Consider the following 23,507-nt stretch of genomic DNA (forward strand, 5'->3'; position numbering starts at 1 on the left):
CCCGGTAACATGTTGACGCAAATGGCCGTTACGCGCCGGCGACCAGCGTGGTCCAGAACGCTTTTTCCTTCGCGAACAAATCGTTCGCGAGCGCCAGCTCTCTGCCGCGTTCGAAGTCCCCCGTCACAAAGCGGTCCTTCACCAGATCCCATCCTTCCTTCACTGCGCCAAGCTGACCGGATAGCGACTCAAGCAGCGCTTCGCCGATCATCCTCTTCTCCCGCATGGAGCGTAGCAGCGACATGTTGGCGATATGCCGATTGCAAATGATGTTGACGCCGACGAGGCCGTAGGTCAAATGAGCTTGCTTCTTCTCCGGGTCGGAATCTACATTCCACATGCCCTCTACGGAGAACTCGCCAAGCTCCCTCGCCAGCCGTTCCGCATTTTCCAGCACTTCAGCCAGCTTCAACTCGTAGGGCTGAACCTTTTCCTGCAGGTTGTATACGTAGAAGGCAGGCCCCAAATAGTCCGGGTTCACGTTGTATTCCGAGTTGCCGTACGCCTTGAGCAGCCTTTCCTCTGGCACCTCATGCTCCTCGTAGCCCGCAAGCGTATCGTCAATGACGTAGAAGGCGCCGCGCTCCTTGTCGTATCCGTTAAACAGCGAATAATGATACCAGTGGAACTTTTTCCAGGCCATGCTGCCCGGAAGCCAGTCGTACAGATCGACGTTTACGCTCAAGTTGCGTCCGCCCTCCATGATCGCCCTGATTTCCTCCAGCACCGTCTCCTTGCTGCGGAAATGACCGGGCTCGATATAGCGGAACACCTGCGACAGAGGGAATCTGGCCGGATCATCCATATAATACAGCGTGTCAATTGTCGGATAGCGAAAATCCTTGTCTGTTGCGGCCTCCCAAGGATAGTAACGGTAAATGTTCAAATACGCTGCATCCCTGTAGCTGGGCTCCTCCGACACCGCAATGGAAAACGCCTGGTTCAGCATGCAGTTCATCCAAAACTCGTTAAACGGTTTCCTTTTCATCGACAGCTTCATGGTTCGCCGCCTCCTTAGACTCAGAATGTTGGTTTAAGCAAGCTTGCTTGCCGCAAGCACAGCACTGATTTTTTGGCTTGCTCCGTCTTCGACCAGCGCGCGAATAATCGCCATATAATCATCCGCCAGTGCCCGGACGTTCTCTTCTCGGAACAAACTTGTCGCATATTCCATCGCAAAGCGGATCCTGCCGTCCCGCTCCACCGCTTCAAGCGTCAAATCGAATTTGCTGACGCCCGGATCGAACTCCTTGGGGTCGAATTCAATGCCGCCCGAACGGTAAGCGACGCGATCGATATTTTGCAAAATAAACATCGTATCGAATAGCGGATTGCGGCTGCGGTCCTGTTCGATTCCCAGTTTTTGCACCAAATCCTCGAACGGGTAATTCTGGTGCTCCAGCGCTCGCAGCACATCCTCATGCAGCTCGGACAAATAATCGCCAACGGTCCGGTACGATTCCGGGAAGCTGCGAATCGCGACCGTATTGACAAACATCCCGATCAGCCCTTCCAGCTCGGCATAATTGCGGCCCGCTACTGGCGTGCCGATAATGATATCCTCCTCACCGCTCCATTCGCTCAGCAGCATCGAATAAGCTCCGAGCAGCACCGTATACAACGTCGTGCCGCGCTCGCGCGCAAACGCCTTGATCTTGAGCGTCAGATCCTCATCCAGCATGAAGTTGATCAGACCTCCCTCGAAGTTTTGCAGTTCCGGCCTTGGCAAGGCTGTCTTGAGCTCCACCGTCGGCAGCTCCCCTTCGAACGCCTCCAGCCAGTATCGCTCATGCTCCATATAGGCCTCGCTGCCGATTTGTTCTTCTTGCCATACCGCGTAATCCCGGTACTGGATATCAAGCTCCGGCAGCTCGCCGCCGCCGTACAAAGTGGTTAGTTCCTGCAGCAGGACACTGACGGAGACCCCGTCGGTAATAATATGATGAAAGTCCAGCAGCAACAGATGGCGCTCCTCGCTAAGCGGAATTAATCCGGCCCGGAACAGCGGGAGACTGCCGAGATCAAACGGACGGATAAAGCGCTCCATCAGCCCGCTGATGCCGCCGAACAATCCTTCGTCTCCGCCTTCCGCGAGCAGCTTGCCTGCCGCCATTCTCAGCTTGGCGCCCCGCTCCAGCGTAAATACCGGCTCTGCATGCACGCGCTGGCGGAACTCGTCCTCCTCGTGATGAAACGTCGTTCTGAGCGATTCATGGCGGCGTATCATCGCAAGGAAAGCTTCCTCCAGCCGCTCCACATCGAGCTTGCCTTGCATATGCACGGCGAACGGCACATGGTACATCGTTGCCTCGCCCGAGATCAGCCCCATCATAAATTGGCGGCGCTGCGCTCTTGACATCGGGTAATACTCCCGCTCCGGCTGCTTCGGAATTCGCATGGCCGCCACGGTTCCACTAGTATCCAGATGGGCCGCTAAACCTTCAAGCGTAGGATTCATGAAAATATCGCGCAGCGGCATTTGGATGCCAAAACGTTCCGCAATGCGGCTGACCATGCCTGCCGCCTTCAGGGAATGCCCGCCCAGCTCGAAAAAGCTATCCTTGGCGCTGATCGCATCCGTACCGAGCAGCTCCTTCCAAATCTCCGCCAGCTTGCGTTCGGTATCCGTCGACAGCTGAACAAGCTCGCGTATGCCAGCGTCGGCTGGTCCCGGAGCCGGCAGCTCCCTTCTGTCGATTTTGCCCGTTGGCGTAAGCGGAATCGCATCCAGAACGACCATGAAGGCCGGAACCATATAAGAAGGCAGCTTGTCCCCGAGATATTCGCGCAGCTGCGCGGTCAATCGGCCGGATGGCGTGGCGCCGTCTTGCTCCGCATCTGCTGCTGCGACGTTCTGCATGACGACATACGCGCAAAGCGCATATTCCCCCTCCTCTTCCTGAAACGCGGTGACGACCGTTTCCTTCACCTGCTCATGGCGAAGCAGCAACTGCTCAATTTCACCGATTTCAATCCGGTGACCCCTGATTTTCACCTGGTAATCGCGGCGTCCCGCATAGGCAAACTCCCCATTTTCAAGCCTGCGCCCAAGGTCGCCGGTGCGATACATGCGTTCGCCCGGAGCATACGGATTCGGCACAAAAGCGACATCCCATTCGGGATGGCTGAGATACCCACGCCCGACGCCCGGCCCGCCGATACAAATTTCGCCCGTCACGCCAGTCGGCTGCAGCTTCAGTCCTTCGTCAAGCACCATCATGACGGAACCTTCGATCGGCGTACCGATCGAAATCTCCTCGCCTTCGGTCACTTCCCGGATCGAGGTCCACACCGTCGTCTCCGTCGGACCGTACAAATTAAACAATCTGGCTCCGGTAGCGGCGCGCAGCCTGCCGACCACATCGGTCGTCAGCGGCTCCGCCCCGATCATCAATATGCGCAGCTTTTGCAAACCATCCGTTTCGCCTCGCTGATTCATCCACCATTTGAAGCGCGACGGCGTAATTTGCAGCACATCGACGCTGTGCGCGTCGATCAGGTCTTGCAGCAAGGCGGCGTCGCCCCGTTCCTCTTCGCTCGCGAGTACAATCCGCATACCAAGCGTAAGCGGAAGCAGATTTTCAACGACAAAAATATCAAAGGAGACCGATGCCATCGCCAGGAGGCTCTGGCCCTTCTCAAACGGAATGCGGTCTCGGAAGCCTCCGATGAAATGCGCCAGCCCGCGATGCTCGATCATCACTCCTTTGGGACGCCCGGTCGAGCCCGACGTATACAGCACATACGCCAAATGGTCCGGCTTATGGACTAACTCCGGATTGCCACTGTCCGCCGCATACAGCTCCGGATCGTCCAGATACCACTCGGCAACGGCTCTCGTTACGACTCCTGCATATGCTTTTTCCGTCAGCAGAAGCGCTTCGCCGCAATCCTCAAGCATCCAGTCGATCCTCTCTTTCGGATAAGCGGGATCAATGGCGACATATGCGCCTCCGGCTTTCAGAACACCCAAAATGGCGACAAGCAGCAGCGGGCTACGGGACGCCATCAGCGCGACAATGCGCTCGGGCCCCACACCCTTCGCCCGCAAGGAATGGGCAAGCCGATTCGCGCGTTCGTTCAGCTCGGCGTACGTCACCGTCTCCGTGCCGAATTGAATCGCCGCCGCATCCGGCGTGCGCGCCGCCTGGCGCTCCACCTCCTGCACAAACCCCGTCCATTCCGCCGCGGCTTGCGAGGAAGCCGTCGCATCTCCTTGCTGGTCTGTCGTGTCTTTCTCGGCTCGAGTTTCCATCCTACCATTGCTCCCCTCTCTGCTAGCGGCCTGTACCGGCATGCCTCCTCCGGTCAACAGTGCCAGCAATTGCTCCCGCTCGCTTTCACTCATCAGCTCAAGCTCGCCGACCGTGCGACCCTGCGATCTGCACATCTCCCGTACGAGTACGGTATAGCTCTCCGCCATGCGGTGCGCGGTTTCCTCATGAAACAAATCCGTTGCGTACTCCAGTTGAAGCTCGATTTCCTCTTCCCGCTCCACCGCTTCCAGTGTCAGGTCGAACTTGCTTGTCCCCGTCTCGAACGGCATTTCGCCAAAGACGAGGCCGCCAGCTTCCATCACCGCCCGGTCCATATTTTGCAAGACAAACATAACGTCAAACAAAGGATTGCGGCTTCTGTCCCTATCCGCCTTCAGCTCTTCGACCAGCTCCTCGAATGGATACGTCTGGCGCGAAAGCGCCTCTACGACATGATTATGCAGCTCCGCCACATAGGCCCTTACCGTCTTGTCTCTTTCCGGCCTGATCCGCAGTGCCAGCGTGTTGACGAACATGCCGATCATGCCATGTGTATCGGCATGCTCCCTGCCGGCGGCGGGGGTGCCCACAATCACTTCGGCCTGCCCGCTGTATTTGGCCAGCATCGCGGCAAAAGCGCCCAGCAGCACCGTATACAGCGTCGTCTTGGCTTCCCGCGCCAGCTTTCGCACTTCAGCCGTTGTCCGCGCGTCGAGACGGAACGAATAGCGGCGGCCCTTATAGCTCGGCAGTGACGGTCGCGGCCGATCGGTCGGCAGCTCCAGCACAGAAAGCTTGCCTTCGAAGATTTCCATCCAGTACCGCTCATGCTCCGCATAAGCGGCATTTGTAAATCCGGCTTCCTGCCACAGCGCATAATCGCTGTATTGCACCCGCAGCTCCGGCAGCGCTTGTCCGGCATACAGCTGCGACAGCTCATTTACCAGCAAACCGGAGGATACGCCGTCCGTAATAATGTGATGAGCATCCAGCAGCAGCAGATGATCATCCTCATTCAGTCGCAGCAGCCCCGCCCGCAGCAGAGGCAGCTTGTCCAGATGGAACGAGTGCTGAAAGACTTCCATTAGCCTCGTCACCTTGGCGCCGTCAGGTGGTGCTCCTTGCAGCGCTTCGTCACCGGTCAACGCTGCGGAGTCCAGCACTTCCAGCTTGAACGCATACGGCGGATGAACCATTTGCCTGAACTCGTCCTTAGTCATATGGAAGGTCGTCCGCAAGCTTTCGTGGCGGCTGATCAGCGCCGTAAACGCGTCTTCCAGCCTCGCCGCATCCAGCCTGCCCTGCAAGCGGAGCGCGAACGGCACATGATACATGGTGGCGTCTCCGGCCAGCATCTGCATCATATATTGGCGGCGCTGGGCGCGCGACATCGGATACCACTCGCGGCGTTCCGCCTTCGGAATCGGCTCGGCCGCCGCATCGGCGCCGTCTTGCTCCTTCAGCCAGGCGGCTATTTCCGCAATGGAGGTAAGCTCGAATATCAGGCTGAGTGGAACCAGGACGCCCGTCGCCTGCTGCAGCTTGCCCGCAAGCACGGCAGCCTTCAAGGATTGGCCACCAACCTCGAAAAATTCGTCGTGAATACCGATTGGCCCGGGCGTATCGCCCAGCACTTCCTCCCAAATGGCGGCGACGCGCTCTTCTATCCCGTCTCGTGGCAGCTCCGGCTTTCCTCGCTCCCGTAGCCCGAAGTCCGGCTCCGGCAAGGCGCGCCGATCCACTTTCCCGTTCGGCGTCAGAGGTATCGCGTCAATCGCCGCGATATAGGCCGGAATCATCGCCTCCGGCAGCTTGTGTTTCAGCTTTCTTCGCCATTCCCGCGAAGGGAGCTTGTCCGAAGCGACCACATATGCGCACAGCTCCTTGTCGCCGCTTGCCTGCTCGCGGATGACCACAACCGCATCCTCCACCTCGGGAAGGGAGATCAATTGCGAGTGAACTTCGTTCATTTCAATCCGCACGCCTCTGATTTTCACCTGTTGGTCGACCCGGTCCACGTACATCGCGTTGCCGTCCGGCAACCACTTTGCGATATCGCCGGTTCGATACATGAAGCGGCCCTCATGGTACGGATGCGGCAAAAAGCGCTCGGCTGTCATATCCGGCTTGTTCACATAACCGTCGGCAAGGCCGCTGCCGGCAATATACAGCTCCCCGGCTACACCGATAGGAGCAAGCTGGTCGCCATAGCCGAATATATAAATTTCGACGTTGTGCATCGGTCCGCCAATCGGCACATAGTCGCCGCGGTAAACGCCCGGCTTGTATACGTACATATTGGAGCAAACCGTCGCCTCCGTCGGGCCGTAGCCGTTAATAATCCGAATCACGGGATTAAGCTTCGTATACAGCTCCAGCGTTTCATCTTGAATTGGCTCTACCCCAACGAGCATTTTGTCTAGCGTAATCGCGGAAGTCGATGGCTCCAGCAGCCGCGCAACCTCTTTCAGCAAAGACGGCGGCAAATAAGCGAATGTAATCCGCTCTTCCGCAATTACCTCGACAATTCGCCGCGAATCAAGCAATTTCGGCTCCGGGTAAAGCACCGTGCAAGCACCGAACATAAGCGGCATAAACAGCTCCGCTACGCTAACGTCAAACGAAATACTGGTCAGGCTGAGGCATCTGTCCCTCTTGCCGTATTGCCCGCCGAATAGCGCCCTGAGCGAATGTCCGAAATTGTAAAAGCTGCGGTGCGGCACAATGACGCCCTTCGGCTGACCCGTAGAACCGGAGGTATAGATGACATACATCGGATCAGCGGCGTCCTGCGGCCATGCGGCGACGGCATCGTCTCCGCCGGAGAACAGCGTCTCATCCGCAATGTCCAGCACCTGCAAGGTGGCCGGTACGACGGTCGCAGATCCGGAACGCGCGCCGTCCGCGAATACCAGCTCCGCGCCGCTGTCCTCCAGCATGTAGCGGATGCGCTCCTCGGGATAATGCGGATCTATAGGCAGATAAGCGCCTCCTGCTTTCATAACGGCGAGCATAGCGGTCAGCATGGGGATGGAGCGCTCCGCCATGATGCCGACTACGCTGCCGCGTCCCACACCTTTGGCGTGCAAGGTTCGCGCCAGCGCATCGGTGCGGCGATCCAGCTCCCGATAGGTCAAGGATTCACCGCCGCAAGATACGGCCGGCAGGTGGGGAACGGCCGCCGCCTGTTCCTTGAAGCAATCATGCAGACAACGCGGCGGCGGAAAGTCCGCTTCGCGTCTCCCCAACGCCTGCATGTGCAGGCGCTCCTCCTCCGTCAGCATCTCCGCTTCGCCGAGCGAGTCGTCGGGACGGAGCGTCACGCTGCGCAGCAGCTGCACATAATGCCGCATGAACCGCTCGGCTGTCGCGCGGCGAAACAAATCGGTATTATATTCAACGACTAGCCGCAATTCCTCACCACTCTCAACAGCCTGAATCATTAAATCGTATTTGGCCGTGCCATGCTCAAAGCGCTGGTGGCGATACGACAATCCCTCCGAAGAAGCGTTAGGAATACCCAGGTTTTGCATGATAAACATCGTGTCAAACAGTGGACTCCGGCTGGCGTCCCTTCTGTCCATCCATTGCGCGATTTCCTCGAATGGATAATCGGCGTGGGCGTAAGCCCCGGTCGTCATCTCTTTCACTTCGGACAAAAAGGTTCTGAACGGCTTGTCCGCGCGCGGATAAGCGCGCAGCGCCAACGTGCCGGTGAACATGCCCGCGATCGATTCCAGCTCCCGCCTATTCCGTCCCGCAATCGGCGTGCCGACGGCAATGTCCTCGGCCCCTGTATAGTGGGCGAGGAAAGTGTAATACGCCGATAGCAGCACCATAAACGGAGTTGCGCCCGATTCGGCCGCGAGGCTGCGCACAGCCGCCGTCAAACCGGCCTCGACGTACACGTCGAACGTTTCACCACGATTGCCTTTGACGGGCGGCCGCGGGGAATCGGTCGGAAGCGCAAGCGTCGGCCAGTCTCCCCGGCATTGCTCGCGCCAATACCGTTCGGCGTTCCCAGAGAGCGGCCTGCTCTCCTGCCATACCGCATAATCCTTGTATTGCAGCGGCAGCGGTGACAACGAACCGCCCTGATATAAAGTCATCAGGTCGGACAAAAGAATGCCCGCCGACATGCCATCGGATGCAATATGATGCATATCAAGAAACAGCACATGGCGTTCCGGCCCCAGCGTCAGCAAAGCTGCGCGGAGCAGCGGAGCCGTATCGAGCTTGAACGGCCGGAACAAGCTTTGCAGCACGGTGTCCGCTTCCGCTTCATCGACCTCCATATGATTCAAGCGGAATGAAATGGCGTCGTGAACACGCTGCTTGATCTCTCCGTCGATGACGTGGAAGGTGGTGCGAAGCGTCTCGTGACGCTCCACGATGGCTTGCAGGACGGCCTCCAGCCGATCTGCATCAATAGCCCCGTCCAAGTGCAACAATTCGGGCAAATTGTAGCTGCGATCATCCGGCATCGCCTGCTGTTGCAAATACATGCGTTTTTGCGGCGATGAAACCGGATAATGCTCTTGCAGAGCCACCTTTGGAATCGGCTCCAGCGTATCGCCGAGCAAAGAGTCGGACGCTTGGCCGGTCAACGACCCGACATGCACTCTGGTTACTCTTGATCCGCCAACACCTCCAGCCTCCGCTCGCCCGTCACGAGTACCGCCCGCCATTTTCACGTCAAAGGTGCCGGCTACCGCTTGCCCGCCGTTCGCCTCTTCCTCGCCGATTCCAACGCCTGCCCCTTGTCTATCAAACCCAATGTTTGTTCTTTGCGCTGCCACCGCACCGCTCTCCCTGAGACGCTGCTCGATCAGCGCTGTGAACGAAGGCAGATCCGCATATCCCAGCAAATCCGCCGCCTGAATGCGGACGCCCACAAGTTCGCTGACCCGGTTTACTATTTTGAGCGCAATAATGGAATCTCCGCCCAGCTCATAAAACCCGGCATTCGCAGGCAATTCGTCATAACCCAGTAGCTCTCCCCAAACATCTGCGACATGCTGCTCCCATTCCAGGCGGGAGCGCTGCCCGGTTAACGCAACGCCGCGGCGGCGTTGACTCGTCATCCCGCCGCTCCGCTGAAGCACGGCCTGCCATCTGGCAAACGTCTCGTTCATTTCTTGCGCAAGCTCCTCGGGAATATCTCCACCGAGCGAATATCCGCTCCAGGCCGCAAATGGCATATGAAGCGCTGCTCCAGCCCGTGTCTCCTCCACCCAGCAACGATGAGCATCGAACGGATACGTCGGAAGCGGCAGCCGATGGCGGCGTTGTCCCCGAAAGATCGCCTTCCAGTCAATCTCATATCCGCCCACGTAACGTTGGCCCAGCTCCAGCGCTTCTAATTCCCGTTCGTTTGAACTTGGTTGCTGCCTCATATTCCCCACCGGCGCTGAATTGACTGTCCCGAAGAGGACGTTAGGCAGCGCCAGGCCGGTAAGGTTGCTTTCGGCTGCGGCTTGCAGGGTCAGGGCAAGCTCTTCCCAGCCGCTTACCGCAATCGCCAGGCGATACCGATGGGCTCCCCGGCCGACGGCCAATGTATAGCAAAGGTCGGCCATGCTGCGACTTTCATCGCCGCGGTGCTGCAGAGCCCAGTCCCGTATCAGCAGCACGAGCCGCTCTAGCGCCGTCATGCTGTGCGCGGACAAGCAGATCAGCTCCACTCTGTCCGAGCGATCCGATGGCATCCCGGCGGGAGCCTCCTCCAGCACAACATGGCAATTGGTCCCGCTCATGCCGAACGCGCTTACTCCGCATCTTCTTACTTCACCGTCCGTCTCCCATGGCGTCAATTCGTCATTGACATAAACGGGCGAATCCACAAACGGAATGTTGCGGTTCGGCGAGCGGTAATGAAGCGTTGGCGGAAGCTGCTTGTGGACAAGCGACAGGATCGCCTTGAACAGTCCTGCAATGCCGGCGGCATGGTCGAGATGGCCGATATTTGTTTTCAGCGAGCCGATGGCGCAAAATTGTCGTTTATCGGTATATCTCCGGAAGGCGCGCGTCAGCCCCTCGATTTCGATCGGGTCGCCAAGCGGGGTTCCCGTGCCGTGCGCCTCCATATACGTCACCGTTTCGGGATCAATGTCCGCATCCTGCCAGGCTCGCGCGATGACATCCTCCTGCGCGAGGGCGTTCGGAGCGGTAATGCCGACCGAGCTGCCGTCCTGATTCATCGCGCTGCCTTTAATGACGGCATAAATATGGTCTCCGTCCTCCTGCGCGCGGGACAGCGGCTTCAATAGCAGCGCAAACACGCCGTCACCAATGCCTGTTCCATCCGCCGAGTCGTCGAACGTTCTGGCCCGGTTGTCGCTTGACTCGATGCCAAGCCGTATGCCGGTATCCAGCGGCAGCACGTTAATTTTGACGCTGCCGGCAATCGCTGCCTCGCATTCGCCGCTGCGAATCGATTGGCATGCCAGATGGACCGCTACCAGCGAGGAGGAGCAGGCGGTGTCCACGCTGATCGCCGGTCCGCGCAAATTAAGCAAATACGAAATCCGGCTCGGTATCATGGAGCTCAGATTGCCAGGCGCCGCCATGGACAAGGCGTCCGGGTCCAGCGCTTCGATGATTCGCTTGTAATCATGCAGCGTGTCCCCGTTATAGCCGATAAAGACGCCGGTACGCGAACCATGCAGCGCATCTCCGCCGTACCCCGCATTCTCAAGCGCGCCCCAGGCCGTCTGCAGGAACAATCGCTGCGCCGGACTCATCAGCGAGGCTTCCTTAGGCGAAAGCCGGAAAAAAGAATAATCAAAACCTGAAATATCTTCGAAATACGCCCCGTCAAAAAAGGAAACGGAGCCGTATTGCGCCTCCATGCGGCGCAAATACGGCTTCAATTCCTCCTTGCGGGAATCCGGAAACCCGCCTACCAGGTCCTTGCCGCTCCGCAGAAGCTCCCAGAAGGCCTCGTGCGATTCCGCGCGCGGCAGCTTGGCGGATATCCCGACAATCGCAATATCCTTGAGGGAAACATTGGAGACGGAGCCCCCGCTCCGCCCCTTCCGCCCGGATGTGTCTTTATTGGTATCCAGCAAATCCAGTTGAAACATGGCACCCTTCCCTCCTAGCTAGTAATAGAATCGCTGACGGACTGTTCTTTTTCCGCCCTTCCTCCGCTCCCGCGCAGCAGCAGCAACACATGCGCCGCGATGCCGAGTCCGCTGATCAGGGCTAATAATCCAAGCGTACCGGACTGCCAATCGCCCGCCCATTGCAGCACGATATACAAGGTGCCTGTGCTGCACACATGGGTCGCAAGCGACCCCCAAAGCGAATGCGAGCCTGCGCGAACGATGCCGTAAAGAATCGCGCCCAACGCCGCAAATGCGCCAACTGTCACATTCATAAATACCGCACCGAACAATACGGCTTGGAGCAGAACCGTCCACAGAACCGAAAGACGTTGACTGAGCGTATGAAACAGCATGCCTCTGAACAACCATTCCTCCAGCAAAGATCCCATCAGCAAGCTGCCGAGCACAAAAATGATCAGGCTGCCGCCGGCGACAAAAGCGACAAGATCCGAAATGGCTGGAAATGTCTCTTTTATCCACGGAAGACGGGTAAACGCGGCGATAAACAAGCCGAGCCAGACACCCGTCCCTGCGGACAGCAGCAACAATCCGCCGCGTGCAGGAACAAACCCCAAATCCTTCAGCGAAACTTTTTGCCAGCGCAGCAGCGGGATATAGATGGCAAGCACGATAATATTGGATACAATCAGCACAATGCCGGAATTATCGGTGATCCATTCTTTCAACCCGGGATCACCGACCCAGTTGTAGAGCGCTTGATTGACAAGCATCACAATCGCCGCATAAATGACCAAATATAAGACAACATTTCCTGCTATTCGCAATCCCTTCATATAGGCGTCACCGCCTCCGAAGACAGCGACGCCGAAATTGAAGAGCGATGCTTGACCGCAAAGAATATGCCAACCGATACCATGGCGGCCGCCACAGCCATCCAGGCCGACATGACGGTGACGTCCTGCGTCTCCGGTCCGTAATGCCAAAGCAGGTACTGGCTGCCCTGACAGGCGACTTGCGCGGCAATCGGCGCCCAGATGGATTTAAACCAGACATATAAAAGCGCAAAAATAACTGCGCCTAGAAAACCGTACAGCGACAGCGGAATGTCTCCGAAAAAGAACAACGCCCCGTACAACACGCCTTGAATTACAATGGCGATCCAAACCGGGAGCACGCGTCTGAACGCATTCATCAGAATGCCTCTGAACAACGTCTCCTTGTATATATTTCCGAGAATCAGGAAAACCAGAAATACATACCATTCCGCGCGGTTCAGGTAATCAAACAATTCGCGGAACTGGTACTTGTCCGATGCAATGGCGGGAAGCCGGGAGAAAGCGACCGTAAACAGACCGGCTCCAAGCCCGATCCATATTGCGATCGCTAACGATTTGCCTCCCATCACGCGAAACTTTGCCGCTTTAAACAGATTTTCTTTGAAAATAAACCTCCAGGCCAGCAGCATGAGCGGCAAACCCACCATATCGTTCAAAATAATGACAGTTACCGTGTTCTGTTCAAACCACGTGCTTCTGGGGTACACATAATCGAAAAATAATGTCGTTACGGTAAAAAACCATGCAAAATACAGGCCGATAACAACGGCCACGCGAGCCAGCATCATTCCCCACGCCTTCATGCGGTCAGCCCCCCTTTTGTTCTGCCGACGGCGAGTCAGCCGTCAACGTTTGATCGCCGCGTGCGCCGATGCCGCCGATGCCGGGGGTCCGCCAGACATAGACGGAACCCCCAATCAACGCAGCCAGACAGAGCGCTGTCATGATATACAGCGAAACATCGCTCAGCTTGCCAAACCATTCGTAGAACCCGATGTATTTAAATAGAAAGATTGTGCCCATGGTCGTAATCTGTACCAGAATAGGTGCCCACAGCGACCCGGTGCGCAAATACAGCGACCCGTAAATCAAACCCGAACCGATGCTGATGACCGAAAGCGCCGCGCTCGGCTGGAAGTAGGCGTAAGCCGCGGCTTGCAGCACCAGGGCCACATATACCGGCATAACCCTGCGAAGCTCGCTGAAAATGAGGCCCCTGAACAATATTTCTTCAAATGCCGGGCCGATCAAACCGGCGCCCAGAATGACGTACCAGATCGAATCCCCTCTGATCGTATCGTCGACCAGCGCGGGAATGGACGGAAATTGCCGCGCAATGTCGTCAATGACGATAAGGCCGATGCTGAACAAGCTTCCGGCAAGACCCAGGCCAATCATCAACAAGACGCGCGAGGCACTCAGCCGTTTGAAGCCCGACGCGCGGAACAGATTTTTTTCCGCATGGGGCCATATCCATCCTTTGATACGAAAGATGAGCAAGTACACGAGCGTAATCAGCGTGAACAGAACGGCCATAAACATGGCCGGGTTGCGATCCAGAAACTTGGCGAAGGACAGCGTCACTTCGTAATTGTAAGTAGAGCGAAGCAGATAGAGCAGCGCATAAAAGACCCCGAGATAAAGAGCGATATTACCTATCATGATCAACACCTTTTTCACAGGAAAGCTCCTTTCTTCCTTCTATCAGATGTATTCTCAGGGTCAGGCTAAGCCCGACTTGGCCCATGCTACGTCCCCGATTCGGCGCTACCTGTTGCGGCGCGATATTGCTCGACCACGCTTGACAGCAGCTCCAGATAAGCGGAAGCCCAATCCAGCACCGCTTCCTTGCTGAGGCGCCGGGCGTCGTACGTCCATACCCCGCCAAGCTCTGGCACTTCCGCCCCTCGTGGTGCGGCGGCAGCACCACTCATATACAGCACAACATCGAATCGTTCCAATAGCGCCTCCCGCTCCTTGAACCCGTGCAACGCTGCTCCTGCAAATAGCGGGAACAAGGCAAATCCGGCTTCGGCTTGCGGCTGCTTTCTGATTTGCCGCGGGGTATAACATTCTCCCGCGTTCACCCGTTTGGCAGCATGCCGCAGCAGCGTATCGAAATCGCGCACCTCCCCAAAGTCGATTTCCTTCGGAGCAATAAGCCCGTTGTCCGTCATTGCCGGAAGCACAAGCCGGCCCATGCCGGACTCGCCGCGCCAGAAGTATAGATATACGGCATACGCCGCGGCTTCGACCGTTACCAAGCGGGATGCCGCAAGTTCCGTAAGTCCTTCCGCAACCATCGTATCCAGTTGGAACTGAACGCTGCCGATACGCTCCGCGGCATAACCATTGCAGACGCAGTCGTCTGCCACCGGCAGACCGCTCCAGCTCCAGCTCGCGAGCTCCCGATTTCTCGATTCCAGATAAGCCGCAAGCGATGCGATGGTGGGGTAGGTGAACAAATCCGTTACGCCCAGAGCGCCGGGATACAACTCCTCCAGCCGTTGATGCGCCCGCACCAGCAGCAGCGATTCTCCCCCAACATCGAAGAAACGATGATGGATGCCGAAGTCGTCCCTTTGCAGAATTTCATGCCATACGGCGGCAATCGCCAGTTCAATATCGCTTGCCGCTTCGACAAACGGAGTGGCGCTACCCGCCGCCAGCTCCGGCTCCGGCATCGCCTTCCGGTCGATTTTGCCGTTTGGAGACAGGGGCATGGCTGGCAGTTCCACCACGGCCTGCGGAACCATATAATCCGGCAGGCGAAGCGCTGCAAAATCCCGCAGTTCCTGATGGTCCACAGGTTCGGAGCCCACGATGTACGCGCATAAATATTCGCTTCCGCTTGTGGCGTCCCGCTTCATAACCACCGCTTCCGAGACCGCCGGATGACCGAGCAGCACATGCTCGATTTCCCCACATTCGATGCGCTGGCCCCTTATTTTCACCTGATGGTCGATTCGGCCCAAATATTCGATCGTTCCGTCAGGCAGCCATCTGGCAAGGTCTCCTGTCCGATACATCAGACTGCCCTCCGTAAACGGATTATCGACGAACTTTTCTTCCGTCAAATCGGGCCGGCCGATATAACCCCGCGCCAGACCCGCACCGGATATGCACAGTTCCCCGGCAATGCCGACAGGCTGGAGCTTCATCGATTCGCTCACGATATAAAGCGAGATGTTGTCGATCGGCTTGCCAATCGGTACATTGATCGAAATATCGTTGATCGAAATATCGCCGTCAGAGCAATCGTAATAGGAAACGTCAACCGTCGCCTCGGTCGGGCCGTACAAGTTCACAAGCCTGGCATCGAACGGAACTCCGATCCGCTCGCGGAACCGCCGCACCTGATCCGCAATCAGCGCTTCGCCGCTGGCGAACACGTGACGCAGGCTCTCCAGCCTGGCATCGCCGCGCAGCAAGCCGGGATGCTCCAGGAACAGGTGCAGCATGGACGGCACAAAATGCATCGTCGTTACGCCATGCCGCGCGATCGTATCCATCATAAGCGCGGGGTCCTTTTCGCCGCCCGGAGGCAGCAGGACCAGCTTGGCTCCCGCAAAGCTCCACCAGAACAGCTCCCAGACCGATACATCGAAGGTAATCGGCGTTTTCTGCATAATGACTCCGCTTGCGTCCAGTTCGTATTGCTTCTGCATCCAACCGATCCGGTTGACGACGGAATGATGCTCGATCATGACGCCTTTCGGCTGTCCGGTCGATCCCGAAGTATACAGCACATAAGCAAGCGATTGTGAATCATGCAGCTTCTCCACAGGGAAGTCGTCCCGCTCCTGCGCCAGCGTCTCTTGAACGTCCATAAATGGCAGGAACATCTCCAGCCCTTCCGGGGCATTGCCCTTCGTCAAGACAAGCTTGGCTCCGGAATTGTCCAGCATGTAATGGATACGCTCTGGCGGCAAGCCCGGCGCAACAGGCACATAAGCCCCGCCCGCCTTCAGCACGCCAAAGATTGCAATCATCATCTCCAGGCTGCGATCCATCAAAACGGCTACGCGCTCCTCGCGCTGGACGCCTTGCTTTCTGAGCGTCTGCGCCATCTGGTTCGACCTCCGGTTTAATTCCGCATACGTCAATGCTCCGCTCTCCGCCGCAACCGCAACGGCCTGCGGCGTTTCCGCCGCTTGTCTTTCGAGGTAAACCTCTACCGTATCGCCGCTTGCATACGGCGCGGCCGTGCGATTGAACGCTTCGCTCTGCTTCTCTGCCTCCGAGGCGCCCTGCAGCCCGATCCCTCCGAGCGGCCGCTCCGGCTCCGCCAGTGCAAGGCCGACAATACGGAAATACCATTCCGCCATTCTGCGTATGCTGTCTTCCTTAAACAGCGCCGTCGCATATTCGATCGTCAAAGCTGCGCCTTTTGCGCCCTGATCCGCAATCTCAAACGTCAAGTCCAGCTTCGATACGCGATTGTCCGGCACCTGCACCTCGAATTGCAAGGCGTCCGCCACCGTCTGTCCGGCCTCCATATGCTGCATGACAAAGATCGTGTCAAACAGCGGATTGCGGCTCAGGTCACGCGGCACATCCAGCATCGTCACCATATGCTCAAACGGGAGCAAGCTGTTGTCCAGCGCCGCAAGCGCAATATCTTTGAGCTGCTCGGCGAACGCTCTGAACGGCAGTTCGCCGGATGGATGGCTTCGAATCGGCAGCGTATTGACAAACATGCCGACCAGAGACTCGGTTGCGGGATGGAAGCGGCCGGCGATCGGCGTGCCGACAATAAGATCGTCTTGCCCCGTCATCAGATGCAATAACGTATGGTAGGCGGCAAGCCAGATATGGAATGGCGTAACGCCCCATTGCTCCGCCGCCGCCGAGGTCCCCTCGGCAAGCTCCGCCGAAATCGGCAGCGCAAGCTTGGCGCCTTCGAAGCTTTGTTCGGGCGGACGCGGATAATCGGTCGGCAGTTGCAGCACAGGAAGCGTACCCGCTAGCCGGAACGCCCAATACTGCTCTTGCTGCTCTCTCGCCTCCGAAGCCATCCACTCCTGCTGCCAAACGGCGGCATCCTTATAGTGAATGGGCAGCGGCTGCAAGGAGCCCCCGCGATACAGCTGCTCGAAATCGCGCGCCATCACATTCATAGACACGCCGTCGGCGACGATGTGGTGAATGTCCAGCAGCAGCGTATGCCGACTTTCGCCGTCTGTCGCGAGAAACGCCCGAATTAACGGAGCCTTTCGCAAATCGAACGGGCGGACGACCGCGCGTGCAAATGTATTCAAGTCCGCCGCATCCATCAAGGCATGGACGGAGAGTTCAAACGAAACCCGCTCATGGACATGCTGCACCGGCTTTCCGTCTGCCCAGTCAAAGCTGGTGCGCAGCGGTTCATGGCGGTCAATCAGCCCCTGAATCGCCTCGCGAAGCCTGTCCTGATCAAGCTTGCCCGACAGGTTCAGAGCAAGCGAAAGATTGTAGGCCGTGCTATCGGGATAAAGCTGCTGCAGCACAAACAGCCTGTTCTGCGCGAGTGACAACGGGTAGAACGGTCGGCTTTCCGCTCGGGCAATAACCGTGACCCGCTTAGGCACCGCGTTGTCGATGCGGGCCGCCATTTCTCGCAGCAGGGGAGCGTCGAACACATCCTTCATCGCAAACGCCGCTCCATATCGCTGCTCGATCAAGCCCGCTAGCTGCGCGGCGCGCAAGGAATGACCGCCCAATTGGAAGAAATGGGCTTCTCTCCCGATCACCGCCGGGTCGCCCGGCCCGCTTGCGGCCAGACCGAGCACCTCTCGCCAAAGCTCGGCCAGCCGCTGCTCCGTCGGCGTATTCGGCGCCTCGCCGCAAACCGCAGCTTCAGTGAAGCGGGGCTGCGGCAGGCGGCTGCGGTCGGCTTTGCCGCTCGGGCTTAGCGGAAACGCTTCCATAGCAATAAAATACGAAGGAATCATATACTCCGGCAGCAGCTCCTTAAGTGCGGCCCGAAGGCTCGCTTCCTCCGGCGCCTCCCCTTCCGCTGTCACTAGATATGCGCAAAGAGCCGGCTCTCCCGCATGGTCCGTCACCGCCGTCACCACGGCATCGCGAACTTCCGCCTGTAAGAGCAGTGCGTGCTCGATCTCGCCGCATTCGATGCGGAGACCGCGCAGCTTGACCTGATGGTCAAAGCGTCCCAAATATTCAATATTACCGTCCGGTAACCACCTTGCGCGATCGCCGGTACGGTACAGCTTCTCTCCTACGGCAAACGGATTCCGAACAAAGCTTTGCTCCGTCAAATCCGGCCTGTTACGATATCCGCGCGCAAGACCGGCACCCGCGATGCACAGCTCGCCGGACACGCCGATCGGCTGCAGTCTCATCCGCTCGTCCACAATGTAGAGCCGGATGTTATGGATTGGCTTGCCGATCGGAATCGTACCAGCCCCAGCGTCCGGGCAATCGTAATAGCTGACATCGACCGTCGCTTCCGTCGGGCCGTACAGATTAATGAGCCGACACCCTCCGCCGCCGCGCTCCAACAGGCTGTAAAAACCTGCGACATGTGCGGGCTTGAGCGCTTCGCCGCTCGCAAATACGTATCGCAGGGCACAAAGTTCGCCGCCTCTGCCGCTATCCGCCGCATAGGGCAAAAAGACACCAAGCATGGACGGCACATAATGCATGACCGTAACCGCCTGCTCCTCAATCGCGCGCAGCATGACCGATGGCTCCTTCTCCCCGCCGGGCTCCAGCAAATAAAGCGAAGCGCCGGCAAAGCTCCACCAGAACAGCTCCCATACGGAAACGTCGAACGTAATCGGCGTTTTTTGCAAAATCACGTCACGCTCATTCAGCGGATAAGCCGTCTGCATCCAGTTCAGCCGGTTGATCACCGCGCGGTGCTCCACCATAACGCCTTTGGGTTTGCCGGTGGAGCCTGACGTATAAATGACATACGCCAAATGCTCGGGGCCTGCTTGAGGCGGCAGATCCGTTTCTTCTTCGCCCTTCGGCAGCTCCGATGCGGCTGCCGCCGCAAGCGCGTCCAGATCGAGCGTTTCTCCCTGGAAGGCCGGGAGCGTATGAATCCACTTGGCCCCGGACAGAAGCAGCCTGGCCCCGCTATCCTCCAGAATGCCGCGGATCCGCTCTTGCGGATGCTCAGGGTCGATTGGCAGATAGGCCCCGCCCGCCTTGAGCACCGCTATGATTGTAATCATCATGGACAACGAGCGCTGAGCGGCAATCGGCACAATCGTTTCGACCGTCACCCCCTTGCTTCTCAGCACGGCAGCCATGCGTTCGGCGCGTTCATTCAGCTCCCCATATGTCAGCGAACCTTCGGCCGATCGCACCGCCGGGAGGTCGGGCCACCGCCGGGCGGACTCGGCGAACCATCCGTGAATCGTCTTCTCCGCCGGGTACGGATGTCCCGTATCATTCCATGCCGCAATAGCGGCTTCTTCAGCAGGCGTCGTCATTGCAACATCGCCACAGTTCAGGTCGGGGCTGGCGGCCGTTTGTTCCAAAATGTAAAGCAGCCGCGCCGCCAACCGCTTCATCGTGCCTTTATCGAACAATCCCGTATTATACTCCAGCTCCGCCCGCAGACCGCCTTCGCCATCGCTGTACAGATCGAGTTTGAAGTCCAGCTTGGATGTTCCGTGGCTGACGGGCAAAGGCTCCATGCTCCAACCAATGCCGCGCGCCGCCAGCTTCTCGTCTTCAAATTGGTTGTGAACGATCAGCATCGTATCGAACAGCGGGTTGCGCGACGGGTCATGCGGATGCCGGGCCGCTTCCATCATGTGTTCGAAGCTGACATCGCCATGCTCGTATGCGGCAAGCAAACGTCCATGAGTCTCGCGTACAAACGCCAGGATCGGCAGCTCGTCGGCCACCCGCATCCGAATCGGCAAAAATTGGTTGAACATGCCGATCATCCGGGCCGTGTCCGGATGCGTCCGGCCTGCCGCCAAAGTACCGATTGCAAATTCCGACTGATGCGTCGTTCCCTTGAGCAACAGCGCGTAAGCCGCAAAAAGCAGGCTGTTCATGCTCGCTCCGGCGCTTGCGGCCGTCTCTTTCAGTCGTGCAGCGAGCGCCGCCGAAATATGGAAGGTATACGTATCGCCCGCAAATGTCTGACGGTCGCCGCGCGGCCGATCCAGCGGCATATCGAGCGGCGCCGGCGGCTCTGCAAGCTGCTCCGTCCAATACGCTCGGCTTGCCCAGGCCCGCTCCGAGCCGGACTGCCGCTCCTGCCAAACGGCATAATCCTTGTAATGCAGAGCCAGAGGCGCAAGTTCCGCGCCGTCAATCAAAGCGGTCAACTCCTCCAGCAGCAGCTTGACGGATATGCCGTCCGCCGCGATGTGGTGAATGTTGAGCAGCAGATAAGCCTCCGCTCCTTCCGATTCGGGCCGGCAATAACATGCGGCGAGCAGCGGCGCTGCGGCAAGCTCAAGCGGCCGGAAAAACTCGCCCAAGCATTCCGGCAGCGGCGTCTCCACGAGCTTCACCGTATGCAGAATAAAGGCGGCCGAATCGTGCACGATCTGGGCCGGAACGCCGTCGATCCAATGATAGGAGGTCCGCAGCGGTTCATGCCGTTCGATCAACTTCCGAAGCGCTAGCTCGATTCTGGTCTCATTGATCGCACCTGTTATTTTAAGCGCAAGCGGAATATGGTAAGTTAGTCCGATATCAGCTATGCTTTCCGCCAAAAACATGCGGCGCTGCGGCAGGCTGAGCGGATAGGATGCGGCTTTTGGCGCTTCTGCAACAGGTTCGTACGCTTCCTTAGCAGCCCTGTCGATCCAAGCCGCCTGCTCTCTGACCGTCGGCAGCTTGAAAATTTCCTGGAGCGACATGCGCACCCGGCAATGCTTGTAGATTGCCGAGGTCAATGCGGCCGCCTTCAGGGAATGGCCGCCATGCTCAAAAAAGTGGTCAAGCGCGCCAACCTGCCCCGCATGAAGCACTTCTTGCCACAATCCTGCGACAAGGATCTCCGTATCTGTGGCAGGCGCTTCATATGGGACCACACGCTCCGGCGCTGGTAGACGTTTTTTGTCCACCTTGCCGCTCCCGTTCAGCGGCAGCTTCTCCAACTGCACAAACGCGGCGGGAATCATAAATGCCGGCAGCTTGCCTGTCAGTTGGCTCCGAACGCTTGCCTGCCCTTCGGTTTGCTCCGCCACGATATAAGCGCATAAATACGGCGCACCGTCATTCTCGATCAGCGCCACGAACGCTTCCTTAACGCCCGCGCAATCCAGCAGTCTGCTTTCGATTTCGCCCAATTCAATCCGGTAACCCCGCAGCTTGACCTGACTGTCGATCCGGTCCAGAAACTCCAAATTTCCGTCAGGCAGGCGGCGCACCAGGTCGCCGGTTCCGTACACGGTTTCGCCTTCCCGGAATGGATGCGTCCGGAACTTTGAAGCGGTCTGCTCCGGCAAATTCACATAGCCGGATGCGACACCGTCTCCTGCAATCCACAGCTCGCCCGGCACCCAGTCCGGCTGCAATCGGCCCTGCTCGTTCAGCACCAGCGTTTCCGAACGCGCGATCGGCGTGCCAATCGGCACGGTGGCCGTTCCTTGTCCGTCCCATGTTTCCGTGATCGGATAACAAGTGGCGAACACCGTCGTTTCCGTAGGACCGTAAACATGCAGCAGCACGCCCGGTCCAAGCGCGCGGAGCGCTTTGCGGATATGCGGCACGGAAGCCCGCTCTCCACCAAATAAAATATGGCGCAGGCCGCGCAGCGACTCCAGCCCATGATCGACCAGCGTATTGAACAGCGCCGTCGTTACAAAGAATGCAGTAATGCCTCTGCTCTCAATCAGCTCGGTCAGCCGCATAATGTCGGCAACCTCTTCCTCGCCGACCAGCGTCAGCTTCGCGCCGTTCAACAGCGCTCCGTATAAATCGAACGTTGAACCGTCAAAGGCGTAGTTGGAAAGCTGCAACAGCGCATCGTTTTCCGAAATGCTTATATAATCGGTATGGACGGCAATCCGGGACACATTGCGATGCTTGGTCATAATCCCTTTCGGCTTGCCCGTCGAGCCGGACGTGTACATGATATAAGCGAGATCATCCGCCGAGCCGTCGATGTTCAGATTATGGACGGATTCGTCCGCCCATTTCGTATCGAGTCCATCAATGTCGACGACATCGATGCTGTCTCCGGCAATCCGGGCGCCCATCTCCATCGTCGCAGCCGCAGCCACGATCGCCCCCGCTTCCGTATCCTGCAGCATAAACAATATCCGCTCTTCGGGATATTGGGAGTCAATCGGCACATAGACGGCTCCCGCTTTCAGCACAGCCAATATCGCCGCAATCATATCAGGCGAGCGCAAGAGCAGCAGCGCCACCTTCGTCCCCGGCGCGACGCCGCGACGTACAAGCGCGTGCGCAAACCGGTTGGAACGTTCGTTCAGCTCACTGTAGGTATACGCCAGCTCGCCCATTTCAACGGCAATTTGCTGCGGTGTCTCCACCGCTTGCCGTTCAAACAGCCTGTGCAGCGACAGCTCTTGCGGTGGTGCGGCGAATGAACGGCCAAGCCGGAGCAGCCGTTCCCGCTCTTGCTCCTCGATGGGTTCAAGCTCGTCAAGCGCAGCATGCGGCTGCGCGGCGACTGCCCGAGCCAGCGCTACATAATGCCGAGCCAATTGTCGGGCGGCACGCTCATCGTACAAATCCAGCGCATACTCCAGCGTAAATGCGATACTAACGCCGTTATCCGCGCACTCCCAAGTCAGGTCAAACTTGGCCGAGCCGCTGTCCATCGCTTGGGGTGCATAAACGACATCCTTGCCCCGCCATTCGGGCAGCTCCATATTTTGCAGCGTAAACACCGAATCGAACAGCGGATTCCGCCCATATTCCCGTTTCACATTCGCCAACTCGGCTATTTCTTCATAAGGCACATCCCCGTTGCCGATAGCCGCAAGCGCCTCCCCATTGACCTGCATCAGCCATTGATCGAAACGCAAACCGCTTTGCCCGCGCAGGCGGATCGGAACCATGTTGACGAACATCCCGACTACGCTTTGCAGCTCCGGCCTCATCCGTCTCGCGGCTGCCGTGCCGACAACGATGTCGGATTCGCCCGTATATTTCGCCAGCAGCACATAATAAATCGAAAGCAGGACGGTGTATAACGTTACGCCCTCGAGTCCAGCCAACGCCCGCAGCGATCCGGCAAGCCCCGGCTCCAGCTCGAAGCGCTCAATTGCCCCGCGATAGCTTGGCGTCTGCGGCCTTAGACGGGGGGACGGAAGCGCCGGTGACAGCACACCATCCCGAAAGATTTCGTGCCAATAAAGCTTCTGACGTTCCAGCCAGCCGCCGCTTCGGCCCAC

The 23,507-nt window shown here is 58.1% G+C and carries 6 protein-coding genes; all 6 read right to left on the reverse strand.

Annotation, left to right across the window (positions count from 1 at the left end):
• Window positions 1-28: 28 nt before the first annotated feature.
• The 6 genes from CRG97_RS16340 to CRG97_RS34010 all read right to left on the reverse strand — a co-directional run bounded on the left by CRG97_RS16340 (window position 29) and on the right by CRG97_RS34010 (window position 23,507).
• Complete coding sequence (locus tag CRG97_RS16340) at window positions 29-1,000, reverse strand: hypothetical protein (RefSeq protein ID WP_098744945.1); 972 nt, start codon at window positions 998-1,000, stop codon at window positions 29-31.
• A gap of 33 nt (window positions 1,001-1,033) precedes the next feature.
• A complete protein-coding gene (locus tag CRG97_RS16345; protein WP_098744948.1) occupies window positions 1,034-11,341 on the reverse strand; it encodes a non-ribosomal peptide synthetase in 10,308 nt (3,435 codons plus the stop codon).
• 14 nt (window positions 11,342-11,355) lie between these two features.
• A complete protein-coding gene (locus CRG97_RS16350) occupies window positions 11,356-12,159 on the reverse strand; it encodes a CPBP family intramembrane glutamic endopeptidase (RefSeq protein WP_098744951.1) in 804 nt (267 codons plus the stop codon).
• On the reverse strand, window positions 12,156-12,965 hold the full coding sequence (locus CRG97_RS16355; RefSeq protein ID WP_098744954.1) for a CPBP family intramembrane glutamic endopeptidase: 810 nt from the start codon (window positions 12,963-12,965) through the stop codon (window positions 12,156-12,158). The genes CRG97_RS16350 and CRG97_RS16355 overlap by 4 nt, the downstream gene beginning before the upstream one ends.
• Window positions 12,966-12,969: 4 nt before the next feature.
• A complete protein-coding gene (locus CRG97_RS16360; RefSeq protein ID WP_098744957.1) occupies window positions 12,970-13,842 on the reverse strand; it encodes a CPBP family intramembrane glutamic endopeptidase in 873 nt (290 codons plus the stop codon).
• 68 nt (window positions 13,843-13,910) lie between these two features.
• Window positions 13,911-23,507 (reverse strand): non-ribosomal peptide synthetase, encoded by a 9,597-nt coding sequence (locus CRG97_RS34010; protein ID WP_272914363.1) that lies wholly within the window; start codon window positions 23,505-23,507, stop codon window positions 13,911-13,913.

It is taken from the genome of Paenibacillus sp. EZ-K15 (genome assembly GCF_002573715.1).
In the GTDB taxonomy this organism is placed as follows: domain Bacteria; phylum Bacillota; class Bacilli; order Paenibacillales; family Paenibacillaceae; genus Paenibacillus_AQ.